Raw genomic sequence first — 23,025 nt, forward strand, 5'->3', positions numbered from 1 at the left:
AATATTAAAAAAGAAGTAAAACTTTTTTATTTTACTTCAATAAAACGGCTATTAACATGCGGGTCAATTAATTTAACTTCGCCACGAGTGGAAACATAGGTGTTTGTAATATCTCTCGACATATCTTTATAAGGGTCGGTTGCAACTGTTAAAGTTAAACCGTAAGCAACGATCGATTGTCTGTCGAAAATAACTGCAAGTTTTTTACCACTTTCAATTGTTGAATCTGGATAAGAATCTGAAGTAATAATTTCTACACCTCTGTAAGCTGTTTTGCTTTTATCAGTATAATACAAGTTAATAAATCCCGGGTTTCTTTGTCCCTTTACAAATTCTCGTGTTAAATGGTTTAATGTATCTGGGTGCATAACAATAACGAAACGAGAAGTTATATCGGTCCCGTATCTTGACTTTGTATTTTCAATTAATTTATTAATGTCATCAAAATCAAATTTACCTGTTTCAGCTGTTAAGATTTTTGCCTCTTGTGTTAGACCGCCCTCATATGATCCGTTTGTAGGCATAGGAGTATCCGCGTGTTGGAATAAACTTTTATAAAATCTGTTTCGTATTCCCTTGTAAATCGATTCTTTAGCATCTTGGATCTGTTTGTCTCAAAGTTCTGGCCCTCTTGTTAAAGCATTGTTTTGTGATGAGACGGTAGATCATCTAATTGGCGATAAACCAACTGTAAAAGTTTGATTGTGCAATGGTGTTGATTCCGCTCCTTCGGCTATTGGTTCGATCGCTGACTGAGAACCTATAAAGACCGCCTTTCTAACAAAATTTAAACCCTCAAGCGGATGTCTTTGGGCTAATTGATTTAATTCAGGAAATACAATGTTTCACTCTGAAATTATTCCAGGCATATCTAGTGTTTCAACTAAAGCTAAACCTTTTAAGTCAGTCGTTCCGTCTAAACTCCTTTTATTAAGATCTATTTTTACAGGGCACGCTAGTTTAGTTTCTATAACTCTAACATCATCTAAATAAGACAATTGAGAATTGAAGAATCTTACTTGTTCCCTTTGTGATAATTTTACTCCCTCTTTTGCTTTCTTTCTTAAATTTATAAAATCATTTTCAAAATTTTCCGAACTTTCTTCAGCTTGTTTAATTATTTTTAATTTTTCGTCCATATTTTGGACCTCCTTTTCTAATTTGATAACTCTGTGTTCTTGATTGGTTTCTAGTAATTGTTTAAATTCTTCAATTAATTTATTTAATTCAGACAAATCAAGATTTTTAACTTCCTTATTTTCTTTTTGTTCTTCTTGTTGTTCATTTTCTTGGTCTTCTGACTTTTCTTTATTTGGTTTATTTTCTTCCTCTTCTTTTTTATATTTCTCCATTTTTTCGCCCTCCTCTTCGTTTTTAATAAGTTGTAAAATATCTGGGGTTATTTTATCGCTATTTTTATCATAAACCCGACATCTATCTTGCGGATAAAAACCAGCATAAACGGGGTCGATGCTTATCAATTCGGCTTCTGTGTAAATGAACTCATAATCTAGATTTTTATCGTTTTTTATTTCTCTGGTTTCAAGTCCATTTTTACCCGTTTTAAATATAAAGGAATTACTTTCTATAACTCCTTGCTCGATTAAATCGGCAACCCTTTTTAATTGTTTGTCATTTTCATTTACCTCAATGGTAGCGACAATTTTTTCACCCTCTTTTATAACTTTCATACTTTTATTTTTGGTGCTTGCTAAAAGGTGCTCTATTGACATTTTATGATCCAAATATGAGCTTATTGATTGCTCTTCAATTGGTTTATATTTATCAAAAGCATCGATCGCAATTTTCTCCCTGTATTTAAATCCATTCGATTCATAGATAGGGCTTCAACTATTTAATTGAATTGTTAATTCTATGTGTCTTTTTTTCTCTTCGGGTTTATAAATTTTTAAATTATTAGCCGAAAAGTAAAACAACTTATCCATCATCACCTCCCTTTTTTATAGTTTCATTTTCATCGGTTGAATAAACTTCATTACTCCCCTTTTTATCTTGGTCATTACTTTGATTTAAAAACTGATTGTTAATTGCTGTAATCGGTATTAATGTGGAATTAATTAGAAGTTTATCGCCGTCGGGATGTTTATCTAAACCAATTAAAGCCCTTATTTCGTTAGCAGTCGCATAACCGTTATTAATAGCACTAGAAGCAAACTCTTGAATTGTTTTAATGTCCAGTTTTAGCAAGTCCAAGGGTTTGAATGTTATTTCTTCATTTTCATTTTTTAAAAGTGAGAAACTTAACTTTTGACAAATATTTATTAAAATCGGTTTTAAAGCATTATCGACATAGTCCTTATTTAATTCAGCTGATGAATTGTATTTATTGGGGTCATCAATTCCCAACTTGCTCGGTGGTATGCCTAAACTTGCAGCAAATTCTCTCCCTATGCTGTTTCTGGTTTGAAAATCGATTCGCATGTTAACAATATCGGAGGCCTTTCCCAAATCTCACTTGTCATCTAATACAACAGCAAAGGAACCGCTTCGCTTATGGTTTTCGATCATTTCCTTAAGTGCTAGATTTGCTTGCTCTCGTTGTTGCTTATTGGTAGTGTCTTTGATTTTTATAAAAGCACTGTAAGAAATATCGTTTTTTATTGCATTCATCATTGCCAGTTCGTTTTCTTTTATCTTGGAGATTGTAGATTGAAACAGTGAACGAATGTTAACATTATCAAAGCCCTTTACTTGCTCAAATTCTATTCAAATGATTTCAAAATCATTAAATTTTAAAAGTTCTTTTCCATTCCGCTTTAAAATGTAAAAAAGTTTGCCACTTTCTTCAACTTTATAAATATAATTGGGGTAAATTGGTGCTAATTCTTCAACCTCTCCGTTTTCGTTAAATATCTTATAAATGGGAGCAACTCCGTAGATTAATAAATTCCATATAATAATTTTTTTAAATTCTCACGGTGTTAAATTATCATTAATTTTTTTATTTAATAACTTAGAAATCGGCGAGTTTAAAATTGTTTCCCCCTCTTCGTTTTCGTTGTATTTAATATGCCTAAAATTAACCTTACCTATATCATTCGCTATTAATTGAAAAGCACGAACACACAAACCAAAAGTCAAAAACTCGTGCTCACTTAATGTTCTAATTGTAGAACTTGAAAAATTAAAATTTAACGGAATGTTAAAATCTTGATAATTGTGATTATTATCAATTTTTTTTAATTTAAAAAAGTTTTTGATTTTGTCTTTTAAAGTCATTAACCACCTTTAAATTAAATTGTGGTTTTGTTCTTGTAAAAGTTTTTTCCTCTTTGTCTTGTTTGTTATTTATTAATTGTTATATGTCTAAATTATACCATATTTACTTGATTATATCAAAAAAACCGCTTTGCTCAATACTTTCGTAATTATGTCTTTCGCTCAGAGTGTTTAAAAGTGCCATAAAGCCGTCAATTCTAGAATTTTCAGAGATTTTTTTAATAAAAAAGGTTTGGTTTGCACTATTTGTTTGTTTTGTTTCAATATTTAAAATGTGATTAATTAACATTTGATTATTATCAAGTATATAAATTTTTTTATTTTTTAGTTTTATATCAAAAAGTTGAAAAGCAGGGTTCAATCAAACTCCTTGCTTAACTTGCTTTACCTCGTCTTCGTAAAAAATATTATTTTTTAAAAAATGCTCTTTAATCGGGAAAAATCTTCAGGGGTCGTATAAAAGTGCACTAATGTTATAAAGTTGTTTTCACTCTTTGACTTTGTCAGTAATTAAATAATAATCCACTACCTTACCTTTTGAAATTGTTAGATAGCCATTTTTAACTCACTCCCTGTATCGTGCTCCGTCGCTTATCTCTTTTTTGGCTATCGCATTTTCAGGGATAAAAAAATGGGCTTTAAATACTTGAATATTATCGCCCTCATCGGTTGGAATTTCTCAATTCATGACAATGGCGGTCGTATCGTTGGTGCTCGATAAATCCACTCCAATAATACCCGTTAAATTTTTTAAATCGTTATTTTGTAAATAATTTTCAATAAAATTTTTATTTGCTTTTTGACTGGCTTCTATTTCGTCAAAATTAAAATAAGCAAAAGCAGAAGAAACTCAAATTCCCAACCGCTTGGCTTTGAATTCTGCTTCAGCAACCGAAGAGGTAATAGCCGCTAACTCTTTTTTTAAATCTTCTAGCCCCACAGTTATATCCAAGCCAGGATTTGCTTTTTTTCATAGTTTAAAATCTTTTCAATTTTCCAAATCCTCTTCATCTAGTTCGGCACAAAATAAAAAAATTGAATAGTTTGGGTGAATTGTTTCGGGTTCAAGTATTTGTTCAGTTAAAAAAGTTTTGTAATCTTTTTCCCTAAAATAGCACGGGCTATTTAAATTATTCCCCTTGGTAGTGTCATAAACGATCAATTGATTAGGGCGAGAAAGATTTCTACTAGTTAAAGCTGATTCTTGCATTTCATCGCTTTTATGCAAGTGGTATTCGGTTAAAATGACTAGCGAAGGGTTTTTACCTTCAAGTCCCGCCTTGTCAAACGGTAGGGCTTTAATTTCGCCGTTTTTTCTGCTTACTATTCTGATGCTGTTATTCTTTTCAAACCTAGGGCGAAGGTATGGGCTTTTTTTTATATAATTTACCGCCATATTGTAGGGTATTTTACTAGAATCCTTATGCGGCCCACAAAAGTAAACTTCTGGTTTACCATCTTTTAAAAGTCCCAAAGAAGTCGCGAGGGCTATCATTGCCCAAAAGCTGCTTTTTCACTGCTTTCTCGCTTCAACATCAAAAATCTCCTTGGTTATTAGTTTATTTTTATCAGATTTATAAACTCAACCAAATACAAAACCGCTAATAAATTGCCTGAAGTCGGTGAAGATAAAAGGTTTATTTATTTCGGGTATGATGATTTTACTTGCAAATTTTTCAATTGCTTGATATTTTTCTTTTAAGTAGATAAATGGAAAATCAGGTTCAGTTGCTTGACGGTATAAAAATAGTAGATGCCTAGCACAAGCATAAAGCACCATTTTTGAACTAATATTATTTTTATTAAATGTTTTTATAGCATAAGCAGTTGGTGGGTCAATTTCTTGCGGTTTAAGGTTATTAATAAAGTTTTTAACATTCTCTCAAGTTTTAGATCTAAAAATCGTCATTGTCCTCCACTTCCGCAATGTTTTTACTTTGCTCATTTTCTAAAATTATTTTTTTAAGTTGTTCCTTCGAAATTTGCACCTGCAAATTAGCACGAATATGCAGTTGTATTTTTTCATAATATGAATCTAAATCGATTTTTTTATCAATAAGTTTACCCTTTTCATCAAAAATGTAGAAATTATTGTCATTTTTTAAGTTTTCGTATTCGCTTGAAACTTGCTCAAACCGTTTATACAACTTGTCAAGTATTTTCATGTATGCAATTGTTAGGTTGTTTATGTTTGTATAAAAATAATAAAGATTGGTAGGACTTTCGGGCGAAATGTCAGCAAGTATTGGCAAATTTAACATTTCGTTATTTTTTTCAATTTTTTCCTTGCTTTCTTCAATTTGATTATGTAAGTAATTTAGTTCATTTTTTAAAACTTTTAACCTGCTAGGTTTGATCTTATTTTTCCACTGGCTGACTAAATTTTCCAACTCTTTTAATTTTGTCAAAATATTATCAATAGCGGACAAAGTTAACTGAACTGTAAAATCTTCATAGTTTAAATGATTGTCCGCAATTTTATTTAATTCACTTTTTAATTTTTCAACTTCGTCAATATTTTTAAACAACTCTCCTCCGTTATTTTGATTATACCAACTAAATGAAAAAAATAAAATTTAAATTTATTAGTGGTATTAAAATGGTTTAACTTGATATATTTACTTGCCGATTTTTATAATAATTTTATCGCTAAAAAACCCGATTTCAATTTATTAATTTTTTTTAACTTCATTTTATTTTTTTATTTTTTGTAATTTTCTTTGATATAACAACCCCATAATATATCCAAACTTTTACCTGTGTGTAACTAATTTATTTTTTTTATAAAAATATATGAATTTTAAAAACCTCGGAAAATTCCGAGTAAAATAAATAAAAATATTTACTTGATATATTCAAAAAACCCCCTAAAACAATGAAAATGAGGAGCAAAATTATGAACGGAGAGGGCAAAAATATGAACGGAAGGAGCAAAATTATGAACGGAGAGGGCAAAAATATGAACGACATAACTAAAAATATGAACGGCATTATCGGTGGTTATTAAATTAATAGCATTCATTAATTTACCCCCTTGCTTTCATTTTTTACCCCTTCAAATTCATTTTTTACCCCTTCATCTTCATTTTTACCCCCCTTCCGTTCATAATTTGGGGTCTCATCTTCATTGTTTTTGACCCTTTTTTAGATATATCAAGTAAATAGATGTAGTTGATTTTGAAACTTTGCTTTTTAACCTAATCAAGAAAATTAAAACCCTCAAGATTTTTCAAAATAATTTTTTAAATCTGCAAAAAATGCACGAAAACCTTGCGGCCTGGGTTAAAGCAACATAATCAAATTTTTTTAAACTCCCCCCCATACTTCAAAAATCTTCAAGCAAACTAATTTTAAAAACCTCATTCACCAGCAACCTAAGCAAATGAAAAACCTTAACCCCTTGCTGTTTTAGCAGCCAAATTAATCACAATCGTAATTAATTAAAATAACCAAAGCAAGATTACCCCCCCACATTAATAAATTAAAAAACCACTCGATTAATCAACTGCCACTAAATTTTTTTTATTTTTATTTAATTTATTAAATAGTTATTAATATAAAAATTATTTTAATTATTTTAATAACATTTTAAAACTTTGGAGTTATACTTTTGGTAGGAGGTAAAAAATGTCTGAAAATAAAAAAGTTAAATACAATATACATTTAACAATTGACTATGAATTAAAAAAATGTCTTGAAGATTTAGCAGACCAAGGGCTGGTTATTTCTAGATTAACAACTAAAGCATTAAAACAATTTATTAAAAACAATTACCCGGCAATTGCCGAAAAAAATAACTTAAAATAATAATTAATAATAAAATAAAAAAGGAAGTTAAAAAATGATTAAAAACTTTATAGATGAATTAAAGCTATATAATAGGCAAGAATTAACAATATATAAATACGAACAAACATTAAAACTTTTAGATGTAGAAAACTTAACTTTTGAGGAAATTACACAAAAAATTATTAATAATAATCATAGTGCTACTTATCAAAGATATCTAAAGGCAGTTTATCAATCTTATTTAAATTTTTTAGAAGATACTGAAAAAATAAAAAAATTAAAAAAAGTTAAATTAAAGCACTTAGATGTTGTTTTCCGTGATGTGATAAGCAAAGATGAGTTGATGGAAAAAACCGAGATTTTAAAAACTGATAGTAGTAAGGATATTTTTTGGAAAACAGTGATTCGGTTTCTATTTCAAACAGGAATCAGAGTAAGCGAAATAAATAACCTTAGTCACTTAAATAATAAACTGTATGTTATTGGTAAAGGCAATAAAAAAAGAGAGATTTTTTACAATAAAAAAACCTTCAACCTTTTAACTTTATACCAGTCGCAATTAAAAAATAAAATTCAATCTGCAAGCATTTGTAAAAATATTAAAAAATATTTAAATAACAATTTGACACCACATTCACTTAGAAGAAGTTTTGCAACTTACTTTTTAAAAAGCGGTGTAGATATTAAACTAATTTCCCAGCAACTAGGGCACTCAGATGTAGCAACAACTTATAGGTATGTTCATATAACTCGCGAGGAGAATTTAAAAATTTATAATAAATTAATGAATGATTAATTTTCAATATAATTTACATATTAAAAAATTTTAAAAAAAAATATTTAAATAAATATTTAAAAAGTTATAATTATTTTAATTAATATAAAATGATTAACAAGTCGTTAAAAAAAATAAAAAAATTTTCTTGACTTGTTTTAAAAAACTGTTATAATTACTATGCAAGGTTGTGTAAAGCAACTTATTCTGGAAATTGATATTTTATTCATCGTTTTCTTTGATTATTTTTTTATATTCACAACTACTCATTCAATTAAAAATTTTTCTTGGCATATTGTTTATTTTTTCTTTTGGTTTACTAAGTGTTGCACTTTATATTTCAATTTGGAATTTCTTTTTATTTCTGTTTTAAATATCTTTTACATCTTATTTAAAATAATTTTAAATTACTTTTTATCTTTATATTTTTTAATATCATCTTCGTGGAAAGATTTTAACATTTTAATGTCTTCTTTCATTTCTTTAATATCTTGGCTATGCTCTGCCAAAATAACCTTGATTTCCTTGATATCTTGGCCGTGTTGCGCTTGAACTGCTTTGATTTCTTTAATATCTTGGCTGTGTTGTGCTAAAACAACTTTAATGTCTTTAATATCGGCAGAATTTTCATTAGTTTGTTTTTGCACATCTAAAAGTACATTTTGCATATTAAGAACTAAGTTATATAAAGATTTAAGTGTGATTTTTTTCTCACCAGTTTCTTGTGTTTTTAATTGATTTGCATACGCCATAACTGTACAATTTTCTCCTTCCTTTTCTTCTATACTTCACTCAACATTTTCATATTTATGTAAAGTTTTTAATGCCTCTTTTTCAGAGGTTTTAATTTTTTTACCTGTCTTTTTTATCATACCATAATCATAATCAAAAAAAATTAAATTACCAAGAAATTTAAACAAAATTTAAACAAATACTGTTGTTTGTTTAATTGCATATATCTATATATAGAAAAAATAATTGACTTATCATTTAAATTAGTAAATAATGTTATTTTATTAATCATCTTCTTTGATTATTTTCTTATACTAGTAGCTACTCATTCAATAAAAAATTTGTCTAGAAGATGTAATTTTTATATTTAGATATTTTTTTAACAAATTGATAAGTGGCTTCAATTCCATAAAAATTTTTATCATATTTATAAAATGGACCGGCATATTTATGATAAGATCTTCTTTTGCTTTTTGACGCTTTTTATGTGCATCATAAAAACTAAATTCATCAAAATTTCTTTTCAACTCTCTAGATATAGTTGATTTATTTTTTAAAATTTTGAGCTATTGACTTATATTTTTTTATTAAAATAAAATAAATAGTTTATTAAATGTCGTTCTTCCTTTATAATATATTTGTACATTTTTCTCCCTATTTTTTGGGGAGGATTTTTTTTATTTTTCAAATATTTAATTAAATAAAAAAATGCAACCCCTTATTTTTAATTTTAAACCAAAATATTTTTTCATTGATTTACTAAGTGTTGCGCTTTATATTTCAATTTGGATTATTAACTGGTATAAGCGTTAAAATTCTTGTGAAAATTCCTCCACTCGACCACTACCTCTTAATATTTCTTTTTTTAGTGAACTGTTATTGTATGATACTGAATGCAAATTTCAGCAATTTTCTTTATAATTCTTTGTAAATTATTATTCATCTTGAATTTTTTTATTGACATTAATTAATTTGCATTTTTTTATTAATTTGATCAAAATCAATAATAAAATCAAAATGCTTTTTATCTTTATCTTCTAATTGATGCGAAATATAAATAATTGTTTTATCTGTTTTAATTATCTTTTCAAGTAATTCTTCAAACTGTTCTTTATTTACATTTGAAAAAGATTCATCAAGTAATAAATAATCTTTATCAAAATATAATAATCTTGCAAATGCTAGTCGTTGTTTTTGACTAATAGATAAATTATTAAATGAATCAAAATTTTTATCTTTTATTTCTTCTTCCAGTTCTGGATCTAAATTAAGAAATTTTAAAATTTTATTTGCTTTTTCTAATTTTGCTTTACCTAAACTTAAATTATTATAAATATTATCATCATAAACAAAACCGCTTGAATCTAAATAAGATATATGTTCTTTAATTGCGCTATCTTTAATGTTTTTAATATCGACATTTGTAAATTCAATTTTTCCTTCATAATTATCAATATTACCTAATATTAATTGTAAAATTGTTGATTTACCGGAACCTGATTCGCCAATAATTAAATATTTTTTACCTTTTTTAAAGCTGTAATTAAAATTATTTAAAATTATTTTATCTTCCACTTTATAAGTTAAATTTTTTAAATTAATTTCGCTTAAATCAATAGTTTTAATTGTTTTTTTATCTTGCTCAATTTTTAAATCAAACATTGTCTCTAAATTTTTAGATGCATAGTAGGTTCTAATATTAGTAAATAAGTTAAATAAATTAGTTGTAGCATTAGTGGACAATGCTTTTCTAAAAATATAAACAGAACCAATTGAAACATTGAAATAATTTTGACTATAAATAAATAATAAAACTATTACTCCTGTATATTCTAAAATCTCAATAAAATTTTTGGAAAAGAATTTATTTTTTACTTCCATTTTAGAACCCTGGTAAGATCCGAAATAAAATTCGTAAATGTATTTTGCTAAAAAATTTTCAACTAAGTGGGTTTTATTATTAAAATAAAATTGAGAATAGCCTTCTAATAATTCATTTGTTTTATCAATTAAATCATTAAATGCTTTTTGACCACTTTCAATTCCTGATTGTGTATTTTTAAAACTGACAATATTAGGAATTGAAATAATAATTGATACGATTATAAAAATTATCAATGTTATTCAACTATTTATTGAAAAAATAATTATTAAAATTATTATAAAAATAACCGATGTTATAATATTAACTAAAGAAATGAAACGATTAAAATAATAATTATCTGAATTATGAATTACATGATTATAGGCATCTGCGCTAGAATATTTTTTAATTTCACCAGCACTAACATTTTTATATTGATTTATAAAATCTCTTGCTACAGATTTTGAAAAATAAATATTATTTTTATTGTATAAACTATTTCAAAAATAGTTAGATATTAGAATAACTATTTCCAAAAAAGCTATAAAAACTATAAAAATTAAAAACATTGAAAAATTATTTAATTCATTAATTTTAATTTTTCCTAATAAAGCATCAATTGCAAATGCTTCTATCGATGTTATGATAGCTGGTAAAACAGCAATTAAAATTGAAAAAACAATTAACATTAAATTTCTAAATTTATTGTGCTTAAATACTAAATGCATTGTTCCTCCAAATTAATAATTTCATCATAACTGTTTTCATCATTTAAATTTTGTACTCCATTAATTAATAATAAATTATGATCATTAAACAATTCATTTTTAATTATTTCTGCATTTTCTGGATCAATATTTCCATATGCCTCATTTAAGATTCACACTTTTTTATCACGATAAAATTGTCTTGCAAAATTAATTCTTTGTTTTTCGCCTGTTGATAATTCATCATCTTTTTCAATTGTTTTTTCAATATCAAAATCAATTAAAGTTGATTTAGCTAAAGCATTTTTTACTTTATTTTGCTCATTTTCATCTCACAATGCAACATTATTATAAATACTTGTTTTAAATATAAAACTTTTGGAATTTAAAAAAGATATACTATTTTTTAATAAATAATCATCTATTTCTTTTAAATCCATATCATTTATTAAAATTGTCCCTTGATATTCCTGCTCTTCTTTTAAAATCAAATTAATTAAAAGTGTTTTTAAATTACCGGTTTCATCAATTAATGCATATTTTTTCCCACTTTGGAAACTAAAAGAGAAATTTTTAATTAATGTTTTTTCCTCTTTTACATAACTAACATTTATAAATTCAATTTTACTAATTAAAATTTCTTGCTTGTTATTTTCAATTTTATTATATTCACTAAAAATTTTAATGTATTTTTTAAAGGAATTATAATCTTGTAAAAATTTAATAGTATTTTTAATTGCTAAAACAATATTTAAAAATATTGAAGGCAAAATAAAAACAGTTCCTATTTGTAAATTATTAAAATAAATAAAATAACCAATTAAAAAGAAAAATAAAAGATTTGCAAAAGTAAAAAATCCTGAATTAATAACCTCAATTAGCAAGGCTTTATTTTTGTTTTTATTAAAATCGGCAATTCATTTTTTAATAATTTTGTCTGATTTTTGAACAAATTTATCAGGTTTATTTAAATAATAAAGCATAATAAAGCCGTCAAAATTATTTTTTAATAGAGCATGATATTTTTCCTGATTTGAACCAAATTTACTGTTGATTTTAGCGGCTATAAAACTTAAAAATGTTGGAAAAATAAATGTAATTACTACTATTAATAAACCAATTAATGCTAATTTTCAACTAGTAAAAAATATTATAAAAATTGAACAAATCATTAAAGAAATTGATAAAAGCGAATTAAATGCCGATTGAAATATTGTTGAACTAATTTGTTTTGCTCTAACTTCAATTCAATATAAATATGTTCCTGATTTGTTTTTCTCCACATCGATGGCTTTGCTATTTGCTATGGCATTAGAAATATTTTCATTTAATTTTAAATTAAATTTTAATTCTAATTTGCTTTTTAAAAAACCGCTAACAATTGTAAAGAAAGCCGTATTTAAAACTAATGTAATTAATAAAATTGTATAAAAATTAAACTTACTATTATCTTTTGCTGATATTTCGTTAATAAAATTACCCAAATAGTAAACTGAAATAGTAGGTAATAAATAACTAATAATTGAAGTTATTATTGTTGCAAATAACAAAAATTTAAAATTTTTTAGTATTTTCATAAAATTCCTTTAAATTATTTAATAAAAAATGCAAAAAGAAAATCTTTTTACATCATTAATTATTTTATCTTTATTTGTAATTATAAGTCAATATTTTTTACAAATTTTGCATTTTCTTCGATAAACTCACGTCTTGGAGCAACTTCCTCGCCCATTAATTGCTCAAAGACTTGTGAAGCAATCATTGCATCTTCAATTTGCACTTGAAGCATTTTTCTAGCAACAGGATCCATAGTTGTTTCTCATAATTGACTAGGATCCATTTCTCCAAGTCCTTTGTATCTTTGAATTGTTACTTTTACATCACCAATTCTAGATAAAATTTCTTCTTTTTGTTGGTCGTTATATGCATATTCGTCTTTTTTCCCGTAAGAAATTTTATATAAAGGTGGTTGAGCAATATAAATAAATCCATATTCAATTAAAGGTCTAAAATATCTGTAGAAAAATGTTAATAATAATGTTCTAATATGAGCGCCATCAACATCAGCATCAGTCATAATAACGATTTTATGATATCTTAATTTGTTTATATTAAACTCAGAACCAACACCAGTTCCAAAAGCGGTTATTAAAGATAAAATTTCTTCATTTTTAAATAATTTTTCATCACTTGTCTTTTGCGAATTAATTACTTTTCCTCTTAAAGGTAAAATCGCTTGATAATGACGATCTCTTCCCATTTTAGCACTTCCGCCAGCTGAATTACCTTCGACGATATATAATTCAGCTATTTCAGCATTTTTAGTTGAGCAATCAGCTAATTTACCTGGTAGTGAACCAATTTCAAATGGCCCTTTTCTTTTTGTTGCTTCTCTAGCAGAAGCAGCAGCCCTTCTTGCTTTTTGCGCTAGTAGGTTTCTTTCAATAATTTTTCTAGCTTCACCAGGATTTTCATTTAAAAATCTTTCAAACACTTCTGAAAATACTTTATTAACAGCTGGTCTTACATCTTTATTAATTAATTTTCCTTTTGTCTGTCCTTCAAACATAGGATCGCTATGTTTGATTGAAATAACGACAAACATTCCTTCTTTTAAATCGTCTCTAGAAAATTTATCAGTGTCAGATTTAATAAATTTATTATCCATTGCATAATTATTTAAAATTCTTGATAAAGAATCAAATAAACCAGTTTCGTGAGTTCCGCCTTCTTTGTTGTAAATATTATTTGCATAAGTTAAAATTTCTTCTCGATCTTCTTGAACATATTGTAATGCAACTTCAACACTTATATCAGTAGATTTTTCCTCGCCTAAATTAAAAATACCTTCAGCATAAATTGATTTTTCTGTAATTTTTTCATAACCTTTTGTTAGTTCTGAAATATAATCAATAATTCCGCCTTCAAAACAAAATTCTTTTTTAATATTCGACCTTTCATCGAAAATTAAAAATTTCAATCCTTTTGTTAAATATGCAGTTTGTTTAATTCTGTCAATAATAGTATCGATTTTAAATTCATGCTGTTCCATGATTGTAAAATCAGGTTTAAACATTATTGTTGTTCCTGTTTCATCAATTGGACACTCTCCAATAACTTTTAAATCGTCAACCTTTTTACCACCATCAATAAATTCCTGAAAGTGAATTTTTCCTTCTCTTTTTATTCAAACCTTTAAATTTGAACTCAAAGCATTTACAACAGATGCCCCAACACCATGCAATCCTCCGGAAACTTTATAAGCATTGCTATCAAATTTTCCACCAGCATGTAAAATAGTTAAAACAACTTCAGCCGCAGACACTCCGTGTTTTGGATGAATGTCTGTAGGAATACCTCTACCATTATCACTTATTTTTGCATAGCCGTCTTTAGTAATTGTGATAGAAATTTCATTAGCAAAACCAGCTAAAGATTCATCTACTGAATTATCAACAATTTCTCATATTAAATGATGTAACGCTAAAATTCCGGTGCCACCAACATACATTCCAGGACGTTTTCTTACTGCTTCTAAACCTTCTAACGATTGAATGCTACTTGCACCATATTCATTGCTCATAATCACACCTTTCTATTATATTTTCTTATATAAAATATATTTTAAATTATACTATTTTTTGGCCATTTTTAAAGCAAAAATATATTTTGTTAATGTAAATAAATTCGCGAAATTTAAGAGTATCACAATAAATCGGTTGCTAAAAAAGCAACTTTTTTATTTTAAGGAGAAATATGAAGTGATTAACAAATTTTAAAAATGAAAATAAAATCAAAATTAAAATAAGTTTTGATACTCTTAATCTGCTAAAAAATCAAAAAAGTTCGCTTTTGATATTAGTTATTTTAAAACTTTTAAAAATTTCTAAAACAAAAACAATAAATTCAGTTGAACTAAAAAATATTGTAAATATTTCTAAATCAAGTTTTTATTTTTCACTAAAAAATTTAATTGATAAAGAAATTATTAAATTTGAAAATGGACGAATTTCATTAATTGAAAAAACTAAATCAAAAAGCCCATTTATTTTAATTAATGATATGAAACAACTTGAAAATATTGGAAAAATCACTCCTAAAGAGTTAATTTTAGTTTCTTTTTCCAAATTTATAATTGAAAAGAAAACTAAAAAAGTAAAAGAGAAAATAAAAACAAAACATAATGATTTTATTCATTATAAGTTGAAAATAACTAATAATCAGCGATTTTGTAGAGAAAATTGTCTCTACCAAACAAAAGAAACTGAATTAAAATTCAATTTTTTCTATTCTGTTTTTAGTAAAACAAAACTTCATTTTACATACATTAAAAGAAAGTTCAATTCAGATTCTTTTATTAAATTATTAAATAATTTTACTAATAAACTAAAAATAATGTCCATAAATGTTTTATATAAATTTTCTAAAATTAAACAGCATTTTTATACAAAACACAGTATGAATTTAATCATTGAAAACAATTTAAAAAACTCATTTAATTCAGTATATTAGTAAAAAAGGAGAAAAATGAACAGAATGAATCAAATATCTAAAAAAGATAAAGAAAGGATAATTGAAGATTTTTTATTAGAAATTGTTGAAAAAATCAAAAAAGGAGAAGATGTTAAATTAAAACATCTAGGAACTTTTAAAATAAAAAACCTTGAAAAATACAAGTTTTATAATTTCACAACCTCTACTTTTGATGAATATGAAAACTATAAAAAACTTAAATTTTCTGTAAATAAAAAATTAAAAAAACAAATTAATTCAGAAATTTTTGAAAGTTAAATATGAGTGAGCAATTAATACAAATATTAATTCATATTGTAATTTTTGCGATTATCGCTTTACTTATTGCAATTATTACTATTAGATTATTTTTCCCTAAAAAATGACTAGAAATAAAAGAAAGTTTTCAATCTAATGAAAAAGAAACAGAAGAAAAAAAGCAAAAAGATAAAAAAGAAAAAATAGAAGATAAAAAAGAAGAGCCAAAAACAAAGAAAGTTACAAAAAAATCAAAGAAAGAGGATAAATAATGCTTGAAATATATGGAATTTATTCACTAATAGTATTAGCCGTTATTATTACTGCTGTTTTAATTGGTTTTGGTGCTTGAAAATTACAAAAATACATCTTTAAAAAGAAAAAAGAAAAAGCAAAATCTGAAGCAGTAGAAGAAGTGGAAAATTTAGAAGTGAGAAAAAAAGATGATAGATAATAAAATTTTAAGTTTGTTTAGTAATTCCGATACAACCAACAATGTAGCGAAAATTAATAGCACAACAGAACGAATATTTAAACAAATAAATATCTATTTTACTCCAATTTTAATAATTGCCACTTTAGTTTTACTGATTATATCAATTGTTTTTATTTTTATGATGGGTATAAAACCAAATGAAGCACAAAAATATAAGGACAAACTAAAATATACCATCTTTTCCGCAATCGGTTTAGGAATGATAGTGATGATTATTTTACCAATTTTAATAGGTTTCTTATTGCCTGGTGGAGATACTTCAACAGCAATTCCGACTGGCTAGGATATAAACACAATGGGTGCTTGATTAGTAGATAAGATAGTTAATCCTATTGCCTTTTTCTTTTTTAGTATTCTATGAACGACATTTGTCGCTTTACCTTATGTATTACTTGAAGCGATAAACTTTGTAAAAAGTATTTTCGGTTTTGGATTTATTAGACAATTATTTTTTGGTAAATCAGAAAATTTTGAATATTTTAATTTACCTTGAATTTTTTTAATATTATCGTCTTTAGCAATCATTATTTCATTAGTTATTTTATGTTATATTATTTTTAAAAATGCTGTTTCATTTAAAGAAAATAATTCAAAAGAAATATTAAAACAAGGTCTAAAAACTTTTGCTTTAATATTATTAATGCCAATAATTTACTTTATTTCATTATTACTTTTAGAAGTATTAAATGAAATGATTAGACAAATATTTTTTTCAGATAACAATTTATCTGAAATGCAAAATTTATTTGTAAAATTAAAACCACAAAATGTTGCAGAAAATGAATGATTGAATTTAGTAAAATCATACTTTTTTGATGTAGAAACTATTAGAAACTCTTGAAATAACTTTGCTTGAGGAGATGGTTTCCAAATGATTTTAATGTTTTTAATAATAATAGTCATCTTAGCAATTTTTCAATTGTGAATGATAATTAATTTAGGTAAAAAAATAATTATTATGTATATTTATATGGTTATTTCGCCTGTGTTAATTAGTTTAATAATGGCCGATAATGAAAAAGAATATTCTAAATTTAAATCAGAAATGAAATCGTCATTAGTTTCTTTAATAACTGCAGAATTCTTTTTTAATGTTTTCTTTTTATTTATTATATTTTCAATAAATTTCAATGTTGATTTAGCAAGTGGATTACCAGCAATTATTAATAATTCAATTAACTTTATATTTAAAATTGTTGCAATTGCAGCGGGTTGTTATGGAGTTAAAGAATTTATAGCAAAAATGGAAGCAAATTCACCAACAGTTTCCAATGTCGTTTCGGGAGCAAAATCGTTAGCAAGTGGGGCGATTGCAAAAAATCCAATTCTGGCTAAAAGCGGATTAGCAAAAATGGCTTCACCAAATTCTAATAGTGCAAGTTCTGCTCCAACAGTAAAAGAAAATGTTGAAAAAAACAAAAATTTTAGTTCTATTCCACAAAATAATAATTGAAATGCTTTTAAAAATAACCAAGGTGGATTTTCAACAATTCCTACAAAGAAAGTTTCTAAATAATGAAAGTATAAACTATGAAATATCAAATTAAAAGATTAAAACAAAGTAAAAAGATTATTATTTTTAAAGGTTTAGCATTAGTAGATTTTCTATTTTTAGGAATTATTTTATCAATCGCTTCTCTTCCTATAATTTTTATACAAAATAATAATTGAATATTAAAAATATCTTTATTTGTCGTAATTACTTTAGCATTATTACCTTTAATAGTTAAATACAGAAAGCATCAATCAAAGGGATATCAAATTATTATTAGAATGTTTAAATATATCTCTTCTGCTAAAAAATATAAACGAATTAAAGGCAAAAATAATAAAGGTAATTTAAACAATATTATTCCATATTCATCTTTTGGTAAAAATTGCATTATAAACAAAGATGGAAAAAGTGTTTTTGGAGCATTGAAAATTTACGGTAAAAATATAACATCAGAATCAAAAAATGACCAATTAACGATGATGAAAAATTTAACTGATTTTTTCAATAAAATCAAAACTAAAGCAACATTAGTTAAATTACCAGTTAAAGAAGATTTAACTAAAAATTTAATTTCAATTAAAGATAATAAAGCAAAAATTGAAAATATATCAAAATTTTACGATGAATGAAATAATGAAATAACTTTTGATTTTTCTCAGAAAATGAAAAGTGAATACTATTTAATTCTTTACGAACAAGATGAAGAAAAATTAGAATTAGAAATTAATGATTTATCAAGAGAATTAAGTGTTTGTAAAATAGTTTCTGAAAAATTAAATACTAAACAATTAGCAAATTTAATTAATGAAATTTATATTCACGATCCAGAATTTGATTTTGAGAAACTAAAAAAAGATAAAATCACTTTAAATTTTGATAATGTGGAATTTAAAAAAGATTATTTTAAAATTGATGGAAATTTTTATTCAACACAAACTATACACGAATATGGAACATTATTAAAAAACGATTGAATTTGAAAAATTTTTAATACTCCTAGTGTTGTTATATGGCATATAAATACAATTGATATTGAATTATTTTTAAATAATATTAATAGAACAGAAATTAATGCCGAAATGAATGCTTTTGAAGAAAAAAATCGTCCTAAATCTAGAAAAATGAATCAAGAGATAGAGGCGATTAAAGAAATAGTTGACTCTGCTATGAGCGGACAAGAAAATATTGTTGAAAGCACAATTATATTTTTAACTAAAGCCACTAATTTACAAACAATTAAAAAAGTTAAAACGATTAACGAAAGAAATTTATCAAGTATTAATTCTAAAATTGATAATTTAATTTACCGTCAATTTGAAGGATTTTCAGCAAGTTTATTTATTAAAAACGATTTATTAAAAGAATTTCAAGAACAAGCAGTGTCAAACATTTCATATGGATGACCATTTGTAATTGAAGAATTTAATGATGGAACTTTTCCAATTACAGGTATAGATAAAAATAATAATGTTCCCATCTTTTTTGATCCAAGATTAAAAAAATCAGATAGAACAAACCATAATATGTTTATTTTTGGAGAACCTGGAAAAGGAAAAACAACTTTTACTAAAAAGATAATGTTATCTAATTTAGCCAAAGGTGATGAAATCATTTTAATTGATACTCAAAACGAATTTACTGATTTTGTAGAAAAATTAAATGGTCAAATGATTAATTTAGGTTCAGATAATGAAATTGTTATTAACCCTTTACAAATAAGAAACTTTTGAAATCCAAGACCCTTAACAGAAGAAGAATATAAATTTAATAATGAATCACTTTTAATTCAACAAGAAAATTTTATGGAAGTTTGATTAAAGTTGCTTTATGGTGATAAATTAGGTGTTAATGAAAGAGATATGATTATCTATTATTTAAAAGATTTATATAAATCATTAGGTTTTTATGACACAAATGAAAATTTAAGTCAATTACCAAATGAAAAATATCCTATAGTTTCCGATTTAATTAAACACATTCAAAAGGGAATGAAAAAATCAAATATCGCTTTTGATAATAAAACCAAAATCAATGTTTTAAGAACTTTAAAATTAGATTTTGAAAATAATGGAAAATTCGCCAAAAGTTTTAATAATCATTCAACACTTGAATTAAATAATAAGGTAATTTGTTTTAATATTTCTTCTTTAATAAATTCTGAAAATAAAAACTTATTGGATTCGTATTTCTATTTATTAGTAAGTTATTTACAAGGAAAAATATCTTTACAATCAGATAAACAGAATTTTATTTGATTAGTATTTGATGAATTTCACAAGTATGTAAAAAGCGATAATATGATGATTTTTAACTTTATCTATTCAATGGCAAAAGAGGGAAGAAAATTCCGTTCTAATTGTATTTTAACAACCCAACAAGTTCACGATTTAACAAGAACTGATGCTCTTGCTTCAATGGGTCGTTCAATTATAGAAAGTTGTCAATATCTAGTTTTATTTAGTATTAAAGCCGATTCATTATCTAAAATTGATAGTTTCTTTTCAAGTATTGGTGGTCTTTCAGAAAACGAAAAAAGCAATATTTCTTTATTTAGACAAGGTGAGTGTTTATTAATTGTCTCACCTTTAAGAAGATTTCAAATAAAAGTTAATTACAATCAACTTGAGCAAGAATTTTTCTTTAAAAAGAATCAGCAATCACAATAGAAAGGAAAAAATGAAAAAAGCATTAAATATTATTAATATTGTTTTTAAAATAGGTTTTTCAATTTTGCTACTTTTACAAGCATTTATTATAACTTATCTTTTTATTTGATGAAATTCAACTTCAACTTCCGATAGTCAAATATTAATTGAAAGCAAGGAAATAGCACTTGAAATAAGCAAAATATATTTAACACTTTTTATTATTGTATGAATTTCAGTGATATTAATATTAATTTCCCTAATTTTAGAAATAATTCTTGGAATTAAAAAATGAAAAATTAATTTTATAGATTTATTTTTTAACAGCAAAAGGAAAACTAATGTTTAGCATTAATCAATTAACAATAACGGGAAAAATGGTTGAAAAACCTAAATATAAAAAGATTAAATTTAAAGATAAAGATGTAGAAAATGCCGTTTTTTGCTTGCAACTTCTAGATGAAAATAAAACTGAAAATATTATTGAAATCAATGTTTGAGGCAGATTAGTAAAAACAATTGAAAAAATTTCTAACGATGATTATCTTTTAATAAATGGAAAAATTACTGCTAACAATTATAAAGAATATAAAAATATTGTAATTATTGCTAATAGTATCCAAATTATCAAAAACAATAATTATAAACTTTTTGATACTAATGATAAAAGCGAACAAGTCGATGATGATAACAATCTTCATCAAATATCATTAGATTAATTTTAACAATTTTGAAAAAGACATTTTTGTCTTTTCATCTGTTAATAATGAAAGTTGCTAACAGATGAAAATATAAAAATAAGAAAGGAAAAAATGATTATTAAAGACAATAAATTAATTGAAATAGAAAGTGCTTTTAATGAAAGTAAAGAAAAAGGCAAACAACTTTTACTTAATAATTTACTTGAATTAATTTCAAACGAAAATAGCAAAAAAACTACTGATTTTCTTGAAAATTTACTTTCAATAAAAAAATTAATTAAAAAGATTAAGCGGTTGTTAAATAGATTTGAAAAATCAAATATCAAAAATATTATTAAAACTAAGCAATTGTCAAAATTGCCTTTAAAACAACAAGAAAAATATTTTCAAAATATTAGGATTTATACAAATAATTTAATTGATTTAAATAAAAAAATTAACTTAATTTTATCTTTAGGTCAATATTATGGCTGTTGAAAATTTACTAAAAAATCTAAAGAAGAAGTTAAAAAGCACTTTAATAATGAAAATCAAGAACTTCAATCTTTAAATAAAAGTCAATATCAACCGGTTAATCAATATGCTAATAATCGTTATTTAAGATGAATGAAAGTTTTTGATGAAACTAGAATTACTTTAGAAAAAGCACTAATAGAAAAAAATATTTAAAAGGAAGAAATGAAAAATAATTTATTAACAAAAAACCAAATGGAAATTATTATTAAAAATTGAAATGAATTAGTTTTAAATGCTAATAGCAAGGAAAAAGATAAACTATTAAAACTGCTTAATAAGAAAGTAAAATTAAAGCATTATTTGCAAAATAAACATCTTTTAGAATGTTATAAATGAATTTTCAAAATCAATAAAGACTTAGTTGAAAAAGGTATTAATTCAGATTATGTAAGATTGAATTTAAAAAATTTAGTTGATAATGAAGATGATGAGCAATTATTTTATTTACACGATGAATATAAAGTGTATCAATTACAAAAATTTGATTTAATTAACGATTTTAATAATGATATTCTAATAAGTTTTTCTAATGATAATAAATTAATTAAAGCACTAGAAGTTGTTATCAAAATGTTTAAGAAAAAATAAAATGGAAACAGTTAATAAACATTTTAAAAAGTTCAAAAACTACGGATTAATTTGCTTTTTATCTTGCATATTTATGGTTTTTGGCTTTAGTTATTATTTTAAAGATTATGGAATAGGGCTATTAATTTTTTCTATCTTTCAAACAATTGTTTTTATTGTTTCATTTATTTTTTTAAATTTTGAATTAACAAAATATAGAAAAGCAAAAGCAATACTTAAAAACTTTAATAATAATGGAAAATAAATTATTAATTCGCATTAAAGAAAGTTTAGCAAACTTTGATTGTAGTGAAGAAGAAATTACACTAGCACTATCTAAAATGACATTAAATGGGAACTACGAAATGCTATTTCAAACTGCTTTAAAAATTATTTTCGCTTATCGTTTTGAAAAAGGAATGGGCGATTTAAATTTATGTTATTAAAATGAGCGATAAAGAACAAGAAGTTTTTCAAAATTTTATCACATACATTGATAATCACCATTTACCAAGTTTTAGTAATTGAAAAACAGATAATTTACCGGCAATAAAATCAGTAAGTGAATTTGAAAATTCCTTTGATTTGCCGACATTAAATTTTTTAAATCGTTTTTTGATTGTGAAAAAGAATTTACTGAAATTCAAAACTTTTATCAACAAACAAAGCATTTAGATAAAGATGAATTTATTTTAAAAGATGAAGAATTCCCTTCTATTTGAGTTCAT

Annotated in this window: 24 protein-coding genes; 16 read left to right on the forward strand and 8 right to left on the reverse strand. The window is 24.8% G+C overall.

Translation table 4 applies throughout. From position 1 onward, the window contains the following. Positions 1-26 precede the first annotated feature (26 nt). The 4 genes from QEG99_RS03415 to QEG99_RS03430 form a co-directional block, all read right to left on the reverse strand. Positions 27-1,946 (reverse strand): HK97 family phage prohead protease, encoded by a 1,920-nt coding sequence (locus tag QEG99_RS03415; protein ID WP_280101788.1) that lies wholly within the window; start codon positions 1,944-1,946, stop codon positions 27-29. Next, on the reverse strand, positions 1,939-3,240 hold the full coding sequence (locus QEG99_RS03420) for a phage portal protein (protein ID WP_280101789.1): 1,302 nt from the start codon (positions 3,238-3,240) through the stop codon (positions 1,939-1,941). Before QEG99_RS03420 ends, QEG99_RS03415 begins: the two co-directional genes overlap by 8 nt. 103 nt (positions 3,241-3,343) lie before the next feature. Beyond that, entirely contained in the window at positions 3,344-5,149 is a 1,806-nt protein-coding gene (locus QEG99_RS03425) for a terminase TerL endonuclease subunit (protein ID WP_280101790.1), read from the reverse strand. Beyond that, on the reverse strand, positions 5,136-5,768 hold the full coding sequence (locus QEG99_RS03430; RefSeq protein WP_280101791.1) for a hypothetical protein: 633 nt from the start codon (positions 5,766-5,768) through the stop codon (positions 5,136-5,138). The genes QEG99_RS03425 and QEG99_RS03430 overlap by 14 nt, the downstream gene beginning before the upstream one ends. A 1,099-nt stretch (positions 5,769-6,867) precedes the next feature. On the opposite strand from QEG99_RS03430, the gene QEG99_RS03435 reads away from it, so the two are divergent. Together QEG99_RS03435 and QEG99_RS03440 are read left to right on the forward strand one after the other, a co-directional pair. Continuing rightward, a complete protein-coding gene (locus QEG99_RS03435) occupies positions 6,868-7,047 on the forward strand; it encodes a hypothetical protein (RefSeq protein ID WP_280101792.1) in 180 nt (59 codons plus the stop codon). A gap of 34 nt (positions 7,048-7,081) precedes the next feature. After that, a complete protein-coding gene (locus QEG99_RS03440) occupies positions 7,082-7,825 on the forward strand; it encodes a tyrosine-type recombinase/integrase (RefSeq protein ID WP_280101793.1) in 744 nt (247 codons plus the stop codon). A 386-nt stretch (positions 7,826-8,211) separates the two neighbouring features. On the opposite strand, the gene QEG99_RS03445 is transcribed toward QEG99_RS03440, so the two are convergent. The 4 genes from QEG99_RS03445 to gyrB all read right to left on the reverse strand — a co-directional run bounded on the left by QEG99_RS03445 (position 8,212) and on the right by gyrB (position 14,690). Further along, positions 8,212-8,676 (reverse strand): hypothetical protein, encoded by a 465-nt coding sequence (locus tag QEG99_RS03445; RefSeq protein ID WP_280101794.1) that lies wholly within the window; start codon positions 8,674-8,676, stop codon positions 8,212-8,214. 823 nt (positions 8,677-9,499) lie between these two features. Beyond that, the gene (locus QEG99_RS03450; RefSeq protein ID WP_280101795.1) at positions 9,500-11,128 is read right to left on the reverse strand and encodes an ABC transporter ATP-binding protein; all 1,629 of its coding nucleotides are present in this window, start codon (positions 11,126-11,128) and stop codon (positions 9,500-9,502) included. Continuing rightward, entirely contained in the window at positions 11,119-12,684 is a 1,566-nt protein-coding gene (locus QEG99_RS03455) for an ABC transporter ATP-binding protein (protein WP_280101796.1), read from the reverse strand. The genes QEG99_RS03450 and QEG99_RS03455 overlap by 10 nt, the downstream gene beginning before the upstream one ends. Positions 12,685-12,764: 80 nt before the next feature. After that, on the reverse strand, positions 12,765-14,690 hold the full coding sequence (gene gyrB, locus QEG99_RS03460; RefSeq protein ID WP_280101797.1) for a DNA topoisomerase (ATP-hydrolyzing) subunit B: 1,926 nt from the start codon (positions 14,688-14,690) through the stop codon (positions 12,765-12,767). A gap of 173 nt (positions 14,691-14,863) precedes the next feature. Here gyrB and QEG99_RS03465 point away from each other — a divergent pair, with 173 nt between their 5' ends. The 14 genes from QEG99_RS03465 to QEG99_RS03530 all read left to right on the forward strand — a co-directional run bounded on the left by QEG99_RS03465 (position 14,864) and on the right by QEG99_RS03530 (position 22,972). After that, positions 14,864-15,619, forward strand: a complete 756-nt coding sequence (locus tag QEG99_RS03465; protein WP_280101798.1) for a hypothetical protein — start codon at positions 14,864-14,866, stop codon at positions 15,617-15,619. A 15-nt stretch (positions 15,620-15,634) separates the two neighbouring features. Further along, the gene (locus QEG99_RS03470; protein ID WP_280101799.1) at positions 15,635-15,898 is read left to right on the forward strand and encodes an HU family DNA-binding protein; all 264 of its coding nucleotides are present in this window, start codon (positions 15,635-15,637) and stop codon (positions 15,896-15,898) included. A gap of 2 nt (positions 15,899-15,900) precedes the next feature. Beyond that, positions 15,901-16,149 (forward strand): hypothetical protein, encoded by a 249-nt coding sequence (locus QEG99_RS03475; protein WP_280101800.1) that lies wholly within the window; start codon positions 15,901-15,903, stop codon positions 16,147-16,149. Then, positions 16,149-16,331 carry a hypothetical protein gene (locus QEG99_RS03480; RefSeq protein WP_280101801.1) on the forward strand — a complete coding sequence of 61 codons (183 nt, stop codon included), beginning with the start codon at positions 16,149-16,151 and terminating at the stop codon, positions 16,329-16,331. The genes QEG99_RS03475 and QEG99_RS03480 overlap by 1 nt, the downstream gene beginning before the upstream one ends. Beyond that, a complete protein-coding gene (locus QEG99_RS03485) occupies positions 16,321-16,656 on the forward strand; it encodes a DUF1980 domain-containing protein (RefSeq protein WP_280101802.1) in 336 nt (111 codons plus the stop codon). Before QEG99_RS03480 ends, QEG99_RS03485 begins: the two co-directional genes overlap by 11 nt. A 12-nt stretch (positions 16,657-16,668) precedes the next feature. Further along, positions 16,669-17,889 (forward strand): Mbov_0396 family ICE element transmembrane protein, encoded by a 1,221-nt coding sequence (locus tag QEG99_RS03490; RefSeq protein WP_280101803.1) that lies wholly within the window; start codon positions 16,669-16,671, stop codon positions 17,887-17,889. Positions 17,890-17,903: 14 nt separating this feature from the next. Beyond that, a complete protein-coding gene (locus tag QEG99_RS03495; RefSeq protein WP_280101804.1) occupies positions 17,904-20,534 on the forward strand; it encodes an Mbov_0397 family ICE element conjugal transfer ATPase in 2,631 nt (876 codons plus the stop codon). Positions 20,535-20,544: 10 nt separating this feature from the next. Next, positions 20,545-20,862, forward strand: a complete 318-nt coding sequence (locus QEG99_RS03500; RefSeq protein ID WP_280101805.1) for a hypothetical protein — start codon at positions 20,545-20,547, stop codon at positions 20,860-20,862. After that, complete coding sequence (locus QEG99_RS03505) at positions 20,855-21,232, forward strand: hypothetical protein (protein WP_280101806.1); 378 nt, start codon at positions 20,855-20,857, stop codon at positions 21,230-21,232. Before QEG99_RS03500 ends, QEG99_RS03505 begins: the two co-directional genes overlap by 8 nt. A 93-nt stretch (positions 21,233-21,325) precedes the next feature. Next, positions 21,326-21,883: a hypothetical protein gene (locus QEG99_RS03510; protein WP_280101807.1), complete on the forward strand. Its 558-nt coding sequence runs from the start codon at positions 21,326-21,328 to the stop codon at positions 21,881-21,883. A 9-nt stretch (positions 21,884-21,892) separates the two neighbouring features. Beyond that, entirely contained in the window at positions 21,893-22,318 is a 426-nt protein-coding gene (locus tag QEG99_RS03515) for a hypothetical protein (RefSeq protein ID WP_280101808.1), read from the forward strand. A gap of 1 nt (position 22,319) precedes the next feature. Continuing rightward, positions 22,320-22,562 (forward strand): hypothetical protein, encoded by a 243-nt coding sequence (locus tag QEG99_RS03520; protein ID WP_280101809.1) that lies wholly within the window; start codon positions 22,320-22,322, stop codon positions 22,560-22,562. Then, a complete protein-coding gene (locus QEG99_RS03525) occupies positions 22,552-22,743 on the forward strand; it encodes a hypothetical protein (RefSeq protein ID WP_280101810.1) in 192 nt (63 codons plus the stop codon). Before QEG99_RS03520 ends, QEG99_RS03525 begins: the two co-directional genes overlap by 11 nt. A 1-nt stretch (position 22,744) precedes the next feature. Beyond that, positions 22,745-22,972, forward strand: coding sequence for a hypothetical protein (locus QEG99_RS03530; RefSeq protein WP_280101811.1), 228 nt, complete (start codon positions 22,745-22,747; stop codon positions 22,970-22,972). Positions 22,973-23,025 lie beyond the last annotated feature (53 nt).

This window comes from Mesomycoplasma lagogenitalium (assembly GCF_029854295.1).
Lineage (GTDB): Bacteria > Bacillota_I > Bacilli_A > Mycoplasmatales > Metamycoplasmataceae > Mesomycoplasma_A > Mesomycoplasma_A lagogenitalium.